Origin of the sequence: Aquibacillus albus (genome assembly GCF_016908325.1) — a bacterium.
GTDB classification, from domain to species: Bacteria; Bacillota; Bacilli; order Bacillales; family Amphibacillaceae; genus Aquibacillus_A; species Aquibacillus_A albus.
This window is the reverse complement of record NZ_JAFBDR010000011.1, coordinates 16,068-29,386: the sequence shown is the minus strand read 5'-3', so window position 1 is coordinate 29,386 and position 13,319 is coordinate 16,068. Positions and strand designations below refer to the sequence as shown.

The following is a 13,319-nucleotide window of genomic DNA, read 5'->3' as shown; positions in this document are numbered from 1 at the left end:
TCAATTTGTATCACCTGTAAAATTATTTAGTTAGTTGTTTGAAAACCAATAAATCCTAACATTCGACCAGTCATGCCATTATCGCGTCGATGTGAAAAAAACTTATCATCCTGGAATGTGCAAAAATTGGTGACCTTAATATTTTCACCCAACACCCCTGAATCTAAAAGTATCTCCTGATTTAGTTTTCGTAAATCAAGCAAAAACCGACCCGTTTTCGTTCGTTTTACTACTTTTTCTTTCCAATTATTTGGGATGTGGTCTACAACCTTATCGTCAACCTCATAATTAAATTGACTAATACAAGGTCCAATTGTAACACGTAATGACTGTACATCTACCCCTTGGTTAACAAGAGAATCGACCATTTCTTTTGCCATTTTGTTGACTGTGCCTCTCCATCCTGCGTGAGCAATTCCAATCCACCCTGTAATTGGATCGAAAAAATATAATGGAACACAGTCAGCAAACATAGCTGTACATAATAAACCACGCTCACTCGTGATTATTCCATCTACACCATTCAAGGTGCTCCGATGTTCAAAAGCACCCTTACCTGCATCTGCATGACTAACCACAACAACTTTTGTTTGGTGAGTTTGTTCCCCCATTACCCAGTTTCTCAAAGGAATTTTCAAGAATTCAGCTAAAGACTCTCTATTTTCCAAAACATGCTCAGGGGTGTCAGGAACGTGAAAGCCTAAGTTTAAGGAAGCAAATGAACCCTTACTAACACCTCCGTCACGTGTTGTAATCCCAGCTACTAATGTAGGTGCATCTTTTTTCCAATCTTCTATCAATAATGTCGAATGATTGTTAAGTAGAAAGGGTTCCATTGTTTTCCTCCTCATTTTCCACCATTTTACCACAATTCTCTAGGGTTTTCCTGTTAAAACCTGAATCAATTGTCAATTTGTTCAGTAAATAATCTTGGATGCCCCTGTTTCTTTACCAAAATGACGTCTGAACCAATTGTAACAATATTCTCCCACGGAATTATCATCTCATCTTGCTTTCCGAACATCCCCATTACTTTTCCTTTTGTCCCGATTATCAAATAGAGTATTTTACCTTTATCCACATCAATTTCTAAGTCAGTAATGTTCCCTAACTTTTTCCCATCGTCCACCATGATAATATCCTTGATTTGTAAGTCTGTTAATGTAATCATCGAAACACCTGCCTTTTTACTACTATATGCAAGGAGCCTATTATTTTTCTTTTAATTTCTAAAAATTAACCGATTCACTAATCTTCAAGCATGGAATTATACTTATCATGAAAGCATAAAAAATGTCCTATCGATTTAGCAATTTCTTGTCCAATACCATCTTTTGTGGCAAGGACAGAAACTGTAATCGATAGGACATATTAAAATATATTATGTTTATTATTCAAACATTTCTTTATTCATTTCACGAATAGCTGCTTTTTCTAATCGAGACACCTGTGCTTGGGAAATCCCGATTTCTTCTGCAACTTCCATTTGTGTCTTTCCTTGAAAAAAGCGTTTATTTAAAATCATTGTCTCTCGATCATTTAATCGGTGCATTCCTTCTTTTAATGATAATTTATCAAGCCAATTTGACTCTTTGTCTTTGTCATCACTCAGTTGATCCATAACGAAGATTGGATCACCACCATCGTTATAAATGGGTTCAAATAACGATACAGGATCTTGTATAGCATCCATGGCAAAAACAATTTCTGAGTGTGGAACACCCATTTCTTCAGCAATCTCCATTGGTGTTGGATCTTTCGATGTTTTACTAATAAGCTTTTCTCTAACTTGTAAAGCCTTGTATGCCGTATCCCGTAATGATCTTGAGACTCGAATCGGATTATTATCTCTTAAGTATCTTCTAATTTCACCAATAATCATAGGGACTGCATAGGTCGAAAATTTTACATTTTGACTTAAATCAAAATTGTCAATTGACTTCATTAAACCAATACAGCCGACTTGAAATAAGTCGTCACCATATTCACCACGATTGTTAAACCTTTGAATCACACTTAACACTAGTCGTAAGTTTCCATTCACTAATTGTTCCCTTGCTGATAAGTCACCATCTTGCATTTGCTTAAACAATTTCCGCATTTCATCATTTTTTAGTACTGGTAATTTTGATGTATCTACTCCACAAATTTCTACCTTATGTCTTGTCATGATCTACCCTCCCGTTTGGAGATGCTGTTCATTGAACAGTATCACCTGTCAGGAGAATTTTTATGCAAGGTGTTTTAACTTGTAATAAGCTTCATTTTGGTAGAACCTTGGTCGTGTATAGACTTAAACCATTTTATTAAATTCTTTTTTCAATCGTCTAATGATCTTTTTTTCCAATCGTGATATGTAAGATTGTGAAATCCCTAACATATCAGCAACATCTTTTTGTGTTTTCTCTTCTTCTCCAATCAAACCAAAACGAAGTTCCATAATCTGTTTTTCTCTATCATTTAAATTAGACAACGCTTTTTTTAGTAAACTTTTGTCTACACTTGCTTCTAAATCTTTAATTGTAACATCATCATCTGTACCTAATACATCAGATAATAATAATTCATTACCATCCCAGTCAATATTTAATGGTTCATCAAAAGAAATTTCCGATTTGATTTTATTATTTTTTCTTAAATACATGAGGATTTCATTTTCAATACACCGCGAGGCATACGTCGCTAATTTAATTTTCTTCTCCGGATTAAACGTATTAATTGCTTTAATTAATCCAATTGTACCAATACTTATTAAATCCTCAATATTAATACCTGTATTTTCAAATTTTCTAGCAATGTAAACAACTAATCGAAGGTTTCGCTCGATTAACATTGCTCTAGCTGCTTCATCTCCAACTGGAAGCCTTTTTAATAACTCTGCCTCTTCCTCTTTAGAAAGCGGAGGTGGTAGTGCCTCACTGCCACCAATATAATAGATCTTATTTGGTTTTAATCCTAATTTTACTCTAAGTTTGTACCACCACAATTGAAGTTTAAACGTCCATCTTTTCATCTGATATTCTCTCCTTTTTTTCTCTATTTACGATGAATATGTGATCGTACCGCTTTTTGCGGAAAGGGCACTGACTTCCATAAATCATTTATTTTTTCATCCAAGACTTATGCAGACGTAGCAACGGTGTGCTTAAATAGTTGCGGATGTAATAAGCAATGATAACTTCCGTCTGATGTTAGTTCTGCAAATTGCAAGCCAATTAAAAGTTTGTTCGTTGAAATTTGTTTATCTTCATAGCTTAAATGAAGCTTTTCTGGTTTCAGTACAATCATGAATGTTGGCTTACCATCAACAGCTTGATACGGAACAATATGAATCATGTGCTCCCAATTTTCAGGTACATTATCAAAGTTTAAATTCACCTGTGCACTTTCAAGTTGAGCGAGCTCCTCCTTACTAAGCCAGTTAGACATAAACGTTTGATCACAGATAATAACGGGTTTCTGAGTAAAGGGATCAACTAATTGATTACCACTGTCAACATAGGCAGTGGTCGTATAACTTTTGCCTTTCAACTGAATAGTTACATAAAACAACTGATCCTGTTTAAATGACTCCAAAGCATGCTTGTCCATCCTCGACTTAGTAAACAACCAAATAATTGGAAAACCAACTCCTACAAACAACCAACTAATTTGATCCCCATAGCCAGTTTGGAATGTGAGCATGCTACTATTTGACACCATTACTTGTTGTCCCATTAAAAAGTGTAAAGCAATGAGTCCACCTCCAAGAGAAAAGGATACAAAGTAAAATGACAAAAGCCTTTTAAAATACTGGTGGATATTTCTGTAACCAAATGCACACAAAATGATAAATAGTGAATATATCACTTTTCCAAATGGAGTAGTAAGAAGTGAGTCAGGAAGGAATAAGGTGATTGGAACGATAATGGATGCAACAAATGCGCCAATTACTATACGAAATCGTCTCGTATTATCTCTCGTAATCATTTGTGTCAATAAAAGAATCATCCAATCTAATAAAAAATTTAATAGCCATACAGCATCTAAATAGATAGTCACCTTTTTCTTCCTTTCCATACTCCTAAAATGGATTTGTTGCTAGTATACTCAAATTAATTTTAGAAGTCTGTCACATTTTGTGACTTAGCAACAACTAATTTTTAGAGGTTATTAGTTAATTTGTCACATTATTTTTTTCTCGGTTTTCGTTTAACTTAGTTTTCTATGGAGAAATAGCTGGTATCTTACATAAATCGGAATCGACAATTATTGAATTGGCTTGAAAATCATAGACCATAAAAAGCCGAATGGAACAATAATCCATTCGGCTTTTTTAATTAAAATTACATTATCTTCTTCGGTTTCTGTTACGTAAAAATGTTGGAATATCTAGGGTATCTTCTTCTTGTTTTCCTCTACTCGTGCCTGGACTTTCACGTAAAACTTCATCACGTCTTCTTTCACCAGCTGGTTGATTTACACTTGTCACAGGTCGTTGTTTAGGTTGTGAGCTTAATTGCGACTCATCGAATCCAGTTGCAATAACTGTGACAACAATCTCATCCTTTAAATCTTCGTTTATAACAGAACCAAAGATAACATTAACTTCTTGGTCTGCAGCAGAAGTGACTATATCAGCTGCTTCTTGCACCTCATAAAGACTTAAATTTGCGCCACCAGTAATATTCATCAAGACCCCGTGTGCACCATCAATAGAAGTTTCTAATAGAGGAGAAGAAATGGCTTTTTTAGCTGCTTCTGTTGCTCTATTTTCTCCTGTAGCAATGCCTATACCCATTAGTGCAGAACCTTTATCTGACATAATCGTTTTAACATCGGCAAAGTCCACGTTAATTAATCCTGGAACTGCAATCAAATCGGATATCCCTTGAACACCTTGACGTAAAACATTGTCAGCTTCACGGAAGGCTTCCAGCATAGGTGTATTTTTATCTACGATTTCTAGTAGACGATCATTCGGAATGACAATTAACGTATCAACACTGCCCTTTAAACCATCAATCCCACTAACTGCTTGTGTCGAACGCTTCCTACCTTCAAACGTAAATGGACGCGTAACAACGCCTACTGTTAGCGCTCCTAGCTCTTTTGCTACTTGGGCAATAACTGGAGCAGCACCCGTCCCAGTACCGCCTCCCATACCAGCTGTTACGAACACCATGTCTGCACCCTTTAATACTTCTTCTAACTGTTCTTTACTCTCTTCTGCTGCTTTACGACCTACTTCAGGGTTTGCTCCTGCACCTAGACCACGTGTCAATTTTGTTCCAATTTGCATTTTCACTTCAGCTTTGGAGAGGTTTAAAGCTTGTGCGTCCGTGTTCACAGCAATAAATTCCACACCTTGAACACCATGCTCAATCATGCGATTTACAGCGTTACTACCGCCACCACCAACTCCGATTACTTTAATCGTAGCAAGTTGATCCATATTTGTATCAAACTCTAACATTATTTCGTTCCTCCTATTTTGCAAGATTACAAGATTCATTGAAGTCGTATTCTATATCTGTTAGAGGAAGTTCAAAAAGCGATTCGCTTTTTGAACCCACACTACAAGGAACGCTTGTTTAATCAAAAAAGTACTTAAACAAACTAGCGATTCCCGATTCCTTCTTTTTACTTGGAGTTGTTTCTTTTTGTTTCATAGTATTACGTTTTGTTTTCTTTTGTTTTGGCTGTTCATGTTCCATTATCGTTACTGCATCAGAAATTTCTTTTCCTTGAATTTTTGCATTTCGATAAGCAAACTTCAATATCCCGACACCAGAAGTAAATTGTGGCTCTCTAACTCCTATGTAATCTGGTATTGCGATCCGCACATTAGAACGGAACAAATCTTGAGCTAACTCTAGTGTTCCAGGCATATTTGCACACCCACCAGTTAATACATACCCACCTGGAAGTTCATTGTATCCCATTTTTCTGATTTCTCTATCAGCAAAGGCAAAAATTTCTTCTAATCTTGCTTCAATCATATCAGAAATTTGCAATTGATTAAACGTTTGCTTTTTATTACTGCCTATAATTGCTACATCAAAAGTTTCTTCTTCACGTGCATCATCAAAGAAAGCATGTCCATGATTCAATTTAATATCTTCAGCTTCTTCAGAAGAAGTACGAAGACCAATAGACAAGTCTTTTGTAATGTTGTCGCCTCCTAAAGCAACGACACTAGTGGATACTAAGTGATCATTTTCAAAAATAGAGACAGTAGTACTACCTCCACCAAGATCAATGAGAGCTACCCCTAGGTTTTTTTCGTCCTTTGATAAAGCTATATCCCCTGTTGCTAATGGTTGTAAGCAAATATCTAACACTTCTAAATTAGCTCTTTCTACACATTTTAAAATGTTATGTAACATTGTTTTTGAGCAGGTAATAATTGTACCTTCCATTTCTAATCGTACACCAATCATACCTCTCGGGTCAGTAATTTCGTCTAAGCCATCTACAATAAATTGTTTTGGAATGACATCAACAATTTCACGTTCTGGAGGGACCGATATAACTTGAGCTGCATCAATAACTCTACGAATATCCTCATTGCCTATTTCACGGTTCTCACTCGAAACAGCAACAACCCCATGGCATGGCTGCAATTGTATATGATTACCATTAATCCCAACAAGGACCCTGTCTATTTTAATGTCGACCATTCGTTCAGCCTGTTCAACCGCAGTTTTAATAGATTGAACAGTCTGGTCTATATCAACGATGGCACCTTTTTTCATTCCATTAGACTTTGCTGTCCCAACTCCAATAATATTTAAGGAATCATTTAAAACTTCACCAATAATCACTTTTATTTTTGATGTACCTATGTCAAGGCTGACTAAAATTTCATTGTTGTTCAAAGAAAGGCACCTCCTAATCTTAAGGCATCTGAATAGTACAAATATTAACGAAAATTTGATAGAATTACAATCTATTTTGCACAATATCTAGCAGATTGTAAAATTTACTATTTTTCAGGCTACCAACGGAATTTAAATTTATTATAACCCAAAACACTAACTAACAATATTCAACACAAAACGACGATTTTCCTTTATTTTCTTTTGTTTTTTTCAATTTTCAACAAAGAATTATTTTTTTCTAACATTTTCCTTCTAATGATTGCAATGTTCTGGAATAATCTTACACCAAATGCAAATACTGCTGCAAGATAAAGGTCAATTCCTAATTGGACTCCTATAAATGCTAATAAAGCTGCTAAACTAATATTAAAGAAGAAACCAGAAATAAATACTTTCTCTTCAAAGTTTCCTTCCAAATGAGCTCTTATTCCTCCGAACAAGGTATCAAAAGCCGCTAACAAGGCAATTGACAAATAGTCAGAGTACTGATCAGGAATGGTAATATCAGTTAATAACCCTAACGTCAACCCAACGATTAAAAATAATGCTGGCAGCCACATTATTCATCACCTGTTTCTACTGCTTCATTGACATTTAGCATATCTAGCCTTACTAAACCGTTATATTCGGGTAATGTAATCTCCTCTTGTAGTTCAGCTATGAGATTTAGCTTTTCAATAGAAAAATAATCCTTTGACTGGCTTACTTGAATATAATTCAACAGTCGTTTCGGGTTTGGGGACAATACATATATATCAAGCGGAACTGGAGGAAGTGCATGATTATTCACATATGTTTCCCCATTCACATAACGAATCGGAGTTGTGTTAATCACACGTTCATTTTCGATTGCAATATCAGTTGCACCAAAACTATTTAGCTCATTGATCAAGCGATGAAGTAGTTCTGGAGTAATTGCTGGATATTGCTGTCTTATTTCGGTTCCCTCAAAAATAGGTTGAACAGTTATTTTCACACCACTTCCTGTTACCTCTGTTAAACCAGCCTTTTTTTCAAGCTCCTCAATGGATTCTTTTAGTGTTATCAATTGTTGCTGTTCTGATTTTTGTTGGTATTGACTGATTATTTGTTCCGCATCAGCAATTTGTTCATATAACTGTTGCTGTTTTTTCTGCTCTACCTGTAACTGTGACCGAATTTCCCATAAGTCTCTTGTATCGCGTTTTGTTGGTTCACGCATCGACTGAAACTGAACGGCGGCCATAAAACCTACACACGTACATACCAATGAAATGATTATTTTATCTTGTGTTTTCACTTTCATCACCTTTCTAGCTAATCCTTGCATTCATTTCAATGGTATCTTTATTCTCTACTTCTACTTCTATGTTATCACCGACCAAAAGGTCTATCACGCCATTTGTTAAATGTAAACTAATATCTAAAACTTCAGTATCTCCAATCGCTGATATGGTGAAAGGAGCTGGATATGGATTACCATCAACAGAAATGACAGGCCCTACACAAGAAATAAAACTATCTTTATAAATTCTTTGACCATTAATGGCTATAGCTTGAGCACCAGCACTATACAGTTCGTTTATTACTAACTGGACATGTCTGTCGTGAACAATATATTGGTTTACGTTCTCTTCTGAAGGAATATAATCAGCATCACTCAAGGTTACCTCTATTCCTTCACCTTTAACCGGTAACTCACCTGTTACCATTTGCAAATCTTTTTTTATTTGCACATACTCTCCTATTACAGATTGTTGATTACCTAACATATTCTCTATCGTTTGTATTTCTTGTCGTTTATTGTCTAATTCAGAGCGTAATTGTTTGTTTTTTTCCTCTAAACTAATCAATTGTTCTCGATAAAAATAATCTCTCTCCCATTCTTGATTCGACAGCTGAATGACACGAGAATTGGTTTTGGCTTGTTGGTAACTAAAGGTTACTAAAAAGCCAAACACCAGCAAAACTAAGGATAATATAACATGTTTACCCTTCAACTTCATCTTGATTCTCCTCATCTACCGGTGGTTCACTTTCATATGGATCAAAAACTGCCCCACCAACCCCCATATGAATAATCCCTTCACTTCCAGGTTCTAATTGTGCAGTAATAGAAGGGTAGGATTGCATGGATTTTGAAAAATTACGAATAGAACCTTCCACTTCAAACCCATCATTCATATACAACCATATTCTATACGGATTTCCTTCCGTTGGCTGCCAATAAATTTCAGATATTAAGTCAACAATATTGGCAGGCAGCATCTGTAGCTCCTTGGTCATTTCTTCTAAGTAAGTAGATTCAGTAAAATTAACTAAGAGAGGGGCATCACCCTCAATATTTTTTATTGGAAAAGAATCTAGACGCTCTCCATTTTCTAAAAGCAAATAATATTTATCTCCTTGTTTGACATAACCAACTCGCTCAAACTCTTCCACTAAGATTGTAACCGTAGAAGGAAATGTTTTAGTTATTTCGACTGATTTGATCTCGGAATGTTTCCGGATATTATTCTTCAGCCTTTCCTTATCAACACTCCAATAGCTTTGATCTTCTGGTATATTTCCTAGAGCTATAATCTCATCTTCACTTACATATTGGTTCCCCTCAACTTCTATGATACGAACGTGACTAAGGGAAGACTGTAAGTAAACGACTAAAGAAATTAGCAAAAAGAAAATTGACAAATAAAAGATTAAACGTCTGTTTGCTTTTTTCTTTCTTTCTTGTTTGAGTTTAGGAATTCTATCTTCTATGGAAACAACTTTTTTTTCAGACATCCCTGCTTTTCTTCCCTTTTCTAATTTAGGTAAAATTATATCATATTTAACCCTTATCTGTACTTCAATTCGATATAACAATTATAGGGTTTTCTAAAAAAACAGCGCAATCAACTCAGTTCAGTTGATTGCGCTGTTTTTTCTTTTATAATCTAGCATATTTACTTATATTTAAAACAATACCTATCGAGCATAAGATTAAGGTTAGAGACGACCCTCCATAGCTTAAAAATGGTAGTGTTATTCCTGTAACAGGTATCAACCCAATAACAACACTTATATTGATCATTACTTGTAGTGAAATCATTCCGATGATACCCAAACCGAGCAAGCTACCATATGTATCAGGTGCTGCTAACGAAATACGTATTCCTCTCCAAAGCAACAAAAGAAACAATAACAAAACAAACGTACCACCTATAAATCCTAATTCTTCGGCTAAAATAGCAAAAATAAAATCATTATGAGGCTCAGGTAGGTAATAGAACTTTTGGAGACTTTGTCCTAACCCCATCCCCATTAATCCACCAGGACCAATAGCATAAAGAGATTGGATAATTTGAAAACCATCTCCTAATGGATCTTCCCATGGATTTAAAAACGCAGTAATCCGATCTATTCGATATGGGGCTGAAATGATCAATCCTAGAAAACCAATCATACCTAAAATACCCAGTCCGATAAAGTGTGAAATCCTTGCACCTGCAATAAATATCATAACCATACAGGTTAATACTAGTACAGCGCCAGTCCCTAAATCCGGCTGAAGCATGATTAATCCAAATGCAACGAAGATTAACAATAAGGCTGGTAAAAAACCTTTTTTAAAAGACGTAATATACTTTTGATTTGCTGACAAATATGCTGAAAGGAAAATAATTAAACCTAGTTTCATAAATTCTGCCGGTTGAATGCTAAAAGCCCCGACACCTATCCAACTTCTTGCTCCTCCTCTTACCATGCCAACACCAGGGATAAGAACAGCTATTAATAGAATAAAGCAAACAATTAAAATTGGTTTGGCATATTTGCGCCAAGTTAGGTAAGGTATATTCATAATAAAGAACATGGCTATAATACCGACTCCAGCAAATAACAACTGTCTCTTTGCGAAATAGAACGAATCACCGAATTTGTAGTTTGCCCAAATCGCAGAGGCACTATAAACCATCACAATACCAACAATTAGTAACGCAAAAATAGTTAAGGTTAGTAGCATATCTGGTGCATGCTTCGAATTTTGCTTTGATCTGAACAAAAAAACACCCCATTTCCCAATACATTGGAACGCGGGGCTCTTTTTAGTCATATTCTTTATCAATAATAAAACAAGCCCCTACTTTAATGTATGCACCGTTTCAATAAACATGTCTCCTCTTTCTTCAAACGTACGATATTGATCCCAGCTCGCACACGCAGGTGAAAGTAAGATGACATCTTGTTGATTGGAAAGGAGATATGCTTTATTGACTGCTTGTTTTACATTATCGACGAATTCAATTGTCTCTATTCCTGCTTTACGTCCTGCATTTTCTAACTTAGTCGCTGTTTCACCAAATACAACCATTGCTTTTACATGATCAAGGTATGGTATTAAAGCATCAAAAGAATTTCCTCTATCAAGTCCTCCTGCCAGTAGAATAATTGGTTGCTGAAAGGCGGAAAGTGCTTTAGAGGTTGCGAGAATATTTGTCGCCTTTGAATCATTATAAAACATACGTTGTTTTACATTTTTTACAAATTGTAGACGATGCTTGACACCAGTAAAAGTTTTAAGCACTTCCGATATTCCCTTATTTGTAGCACCATGTAGCTTAGCAACACTAACTGCAGCAAGAATATTTTCAAGATTATGCTTACCGACTAATACAATGTCACTCAATGCTACTACTTTCTCTTGCTTAAAATATAGATATTCTTTATCACACCATGCACCATTTATGTTCTGCGCAGTCGAACTAAAAGGGATTTTGATAGATTTTGCACGTTTGGTCAATTCTATAACGGAATCATCATCCGCATTATATACGAGAAAATCACTAGCATCTTGATTAGAGAAAACATTAGCTTTCGCATGACCATAATTTTCCAATGTCTTATGATAATCAAGATGAGCTTCAAAAAGGTTTAGAAAAACAGCAATTTTAGGTTTAAAAGTCTGTACTCCCACTAGTTGGAATGATGATAATTCAATGACCATTGTCTCATCTTCTTCCAAGGTTAAGGCGACATCTGTAGCTACATTCCCGATATTACCTGCAATCTTTACCTTTTGATTACTATTAGCCAGCATTTCATAAATTAACGTAGTAGTTGTAGTTTTTCCATTTGATCCAGTGATTCCAATGAGTGGACCATCAGCAAGCCTACCTGCTAGCTCAATTTCAGTAATGATTGGAACTTGTCTTTTTTCTGCCTCTCTTACAATCACATTATCATAAGGAATTCCTGGATTTTTTACTACAATATCGATATCATCTAATACTTCAAGTGGGTGCGACCCTACAATAACTTCTATCCCAAACGCTTCAAGCTCTTGAACAGTTGCATCATCAGGTTCTGCATTTAAATCATTGACACGAACCACTTTACCATTCTGTTTAAGAAATTTGGCTGCTGCAGTTCCACTTTTAGCCAACCCTAACACTAATACATGTTGATACGGAAAATAAAATTGTTTATTCAAAACACCCACACCTCAATATATACACCTAATACTGCAAACACGAGTCCAACTAACCAAAATGTCGTTACAACTCTCCATTCCGACCAACCCATCAATTCATAATGATGGTGTAACGGACTCATTTTAAAGACACGCTTTCCTGTTGTTTTAAAGGATATTACTTGGATAATAACAGACAATGTCTCAATTACAAAAACGCCACCAATGATGATTAATAATACTTCAAGCTTCGTTAAAATAGCAACAGCGGCAATGCTAGCTCCCAATGCCAGAGAGCCAGTATCTCCCATAAACACCTTTGCCGGATGGGCGTTAAACACTAAAAACCCTAATAAAGCACCAACAACGGCAAGTGAAAAAATAGTGATTTCAAATTGAGGATATCCGTACCAAGCAAGGATACCAAAAGCACCAAACGCAATCGCAGCTGTACCTGCTAACAATCCGTCAAGTCCATCTGTCAAATTAACAGCGTTTGAGGCCCCAACTAGCATAACAACGATTAAAAGTGCATATCCCCACCCAAGTTCCCACTGAATAGTTGTTCCAGGGAGCTTGATATAAGTAGGAAAATCGTTTTGACGTAATATAATATAAAAGATAATAGCAATCAGTAACTGACCCAGCATCTTCTGTTTAGAAGTTAGCCCTAAGTTTCTCTTTAAAACAACTTTTATAAAGTCATCTAAAAATCCGATCAAGCCATAACCTAACAATACGAAAAGTAATATCAATACTTCAAAGCTAATTGGATTAGGATTGAACTTACTAGTCATAATCAATGTTGTTACCAATACGCTAAATAGAATCATGACACCACCCATTGTTGGTGTCCCCATTTTTTTTATATGTGACTTTGGTCCCTCTTCCCGAATACTTTGACCAAATTTAAGTCTTCTTAATAATGGGATAATAATAGGAGAAATAAGGACGGTTATTAAAAATGCGATTGCCATCGTTACGATTAAGATAAATACACTCATGATTATTTTCCTCCTTTACAGTGA

Annotated in this window: 14 protein-coding genes; all 14 read right to left on the bottom strand. The window is 35.6% G+C overall.

Annotated elements, in window-relative coordinates; genetic code table 11:
• Window positions 1–26 precede the first annotated feature (26 nt).
• Entirely contained in the window at window positions 27–836 is an 810-nt protein-coding gene (pgeF, locus tag JOC48_RS10935) for a peptidoglycan editing factor PgeF (protein ID WP_204499619.1), read from the bottom strand.
• Between the two features lie 65 nt (window positions 837–901).
• Window positions 902–1,171, bottom strand: a complete 270-nt coding sequence (locus JOC48_RS10930) for a YlmC/YmxH family sporulation protein (RefSeq protein WP_204499616.1) — start codon at window positions 1,169–1,171, stop codon at window positions 902–904.
• 219 nt (window positions 1,172–1,390) lie between these two features.
• Complete coding sequence (gene sigG, locus JOC48_RS10925; RefSeq protein ID WP_204499614.1) at window positions 1,391–2,170, bottom strand: RNA polymerase sporulation sigma factor SigG; 780 nt, start codon at window positions 2,168–2,170, stop codon at window positions 1,391–1,393.
• 123 nt (window positions 2,171–2,293) lie between these two features.
• A complete protein-coding gene (gene sigE, locus JOC48_RS10920) occupies window positions 2,294–3,013 on the bottom strand; it encodes an RNA polymerase sporulation sigma factor SigE (RefSeq protein WP_204499611.1) in 720 nt (239 codons plus the stop codon).
• 107 nt (window positions 3,014–3,120) lie between these two features.
• Complete coding sequence (gene spoIIGA / locus JOC48_RS10915) at window positions 3,121–4,059, bottom strand: sigma-E processing peptidase SpoIIGA (protein WP_239584315.1); 939 nt, start codon at window positions 4,057–4,059, stop codon at window positions 3,121–3,123.
• 271 nt (window positions 4,060–4,330) lie between these two features.
• Entirely contained in the window at window positions 4,331–5,455 is a 1,125-nt protein-coding gene (gene ftsZ / locus JOC48_RS10910) for a cell division protein FtsZ (protein WP_204499609.1), read from the bottom strand.
• A gap of 118 nt (window positions 5,456–5,573) precedes the next feature.
• On the bottom strand, window positions 5,574–6,860 hold the full coding sequence (gene ftsA / locus JOC48_RS10905) for a cell division protein FtsA (RefSeq protein ID WP_204499607.1): 1,287 nt from the start codon (window positions 6,858–6,860) through the stop codon (window positions 5,574–5,576).
• Between the two features lie 194 nt (window positions 6,861–7,054).
• A complete protein-coding gene (locus JOC48_RS10900; protein ID WP_204499604.1) occupies window positions 7,055–7,423 on the bottom strand; it encodes a small basic family protein in 369 nt (122 codons plus the stop codon).
• Window positions 7,423–8,172, bottom strand: coding sequence for a DUF881 domain-containing protein (locus JOC48_RS10895; RefSeq protein ID WP_204499602.1), 750 nt, complete (start codon window positions 8,170–8,172; stop codon window positions 7,423–7,425). The genes JOC48_RS10900 and JOC48_RS10895 overlap by 1 nt, the downstream gene beginning before the upstream one ends.
• Complete coding sequence (locus JOC48_RS10890) at window positions 8,156–8,848, bottom strand: DUF881 domain-containing protein (RefSeq protein WP_204499600.1); 693 nt, start codon at window positions 8,846–8,848, stop codon at window positions 8,156–8,158. Before JOC48_RS10890 ends, JOC48_RS10895 begins: the two co-directional genes overlap by 17 nt.
• Window positions 8,832–9,626, bottom strand: coding sequence for a cell division protein FtsQ/DivIB (locus tag JOC48_RS10885; protein ID WP_204499598.1), 795 nt, complete (start codon window positions 9,624–9,626; stop codon window positions 8,832–8,834). The genes JOC48_RS10890 and JOC48_RS10885 overlap by 17 nt, the downstream gene beginning before the upstream one ends.
• 145 nt (window positions 9,627–9,771) lie before the next feature.
• Window positions 9,772–10,845, bottom strand: coding sequence for a stage V sporulation protein E (gene spoVE / locus JOC48_RS10880; RefSeq protein ID WP_239584320.1), 1,074 nt, complete (start codon window positions 10,843–10,845; stop codon window positions 9,772–9,774).
• Window positions 10,846–10,962: 117 nt separating this feature from the next.
• Window positions 10,963–12,312 (bottom strand): UDP-N-acetylmuramoyl-L-alanine--D-glutamate ligase, encoded by a 1,350-nt coding sequence (gene murD, locus JOC48_RS10875; RefSeq protein ID WP_204499594.1) that lies wholly within the window; start codon window positions 12,310–12,312, stop codon window positions 10,963–10,965.
• Window positions 12,309–13,295, bottom strand: a complete 987-nt coding sequence (gene mraY, locus JOC48_RS10870; protein ID WP_204499592.1) for a phospho-N-acetylmuramoyl-pentapeptide-transferase — start codon at window positions 13,293–13,295, stop codon at window positions 12,309–12,311. The genes murD and mraY overlap by 4 nt, the downstream gene beginning before the upstream one ends.
• Between the last annotated feature and the right edge of the window lie 24 nt (window positions 13,296–13,319).

Excerpts from the sequence above, each read along its gene's own strand:
- pgeF (WP_204499619.1), bottom strand. The coding sequence starts at position 836 with ATGGAACCCTTTCTACTTAACAATCATTCGACATTATTGATAGAAGAT.
- JOC48_RS10930 (WP_204499616.1), bottom strand. The coding sequence starts at position 1,171 with ATGATTACATTAACAGACTTACAAATCAAGGATATTATCATGGTGGAC.
- sigG (WP_204499614.1), bottom strand. The coding sequence starts at position 2,170 with ATGACAAGACATAAGGTAGAAATTTGTGGAGTAGATACATCAAAATTA.
- sigE (WP_204499611.1), bottom strand. The coding sequence starts at position 3,013 with ATGAAAAGATGGACGTTTAAACTTCAATTGTGGTGGTACAAACTTAGA.
- spoIIGA (WP_239584315.1), bottom strand. The coding sequence starts at position 4,059 with ATGGAAAGGAAGAAAAAGGTGACTATCTATTTAGATGCTGTATGGCTA.
- ftsZ (WP_204499609.1), bottom strand. The coding sequence starts at position 5,455 with ATGTTAGAGTTTGATACAAATATGGATCAACTTGCTACGATTAAAGTA.
- JOC48_RS10900 (WP_204499604.1), bottom strand. The coding sequence starts at position 7,423 with ATGTGGCTGCCAGCATTATTTTTAATCGTTGGGTTGACGTTAGGGTTA.
- JOC48_RS10895 (WP_204499602.1), bottom strand. The coding sequence starts at position 8,172 with ATGCAAGGATTAGCTAGAAAGGTGATGAAAGTGAAAACACAAGATAAA.
- JOC48_RS10890 (WP_204499600.1), bottom strand. The coding sequence starts at position 8,848 with ATGAAGTTGAAGGGTAAACATGTTATATTATCCTTAGTTTTGCTGGTG.
- JOC48_RS10885 (WP_204499598.1), bottom strand. The coding sequence starts at position 9,626 with ATGTCTGAAAAAAAAGTTGTTTCCATAGAAGATAGAATTCCTAAACTC.
- spoVE (WP_239584320.1), bottom strand. The coding sequence starts at position 10,845 with ATGCTACTAACCTTAACTATTTTTGCGTTACTAATTGTTGGTATTGTG.
- mraY (WP_204499592.1), bottom strand. The coding sequence starts at position 13,295 with ATGAGTGTATTTATCTTAATCGTAACGATGGCAATCGCATTTTTAATA.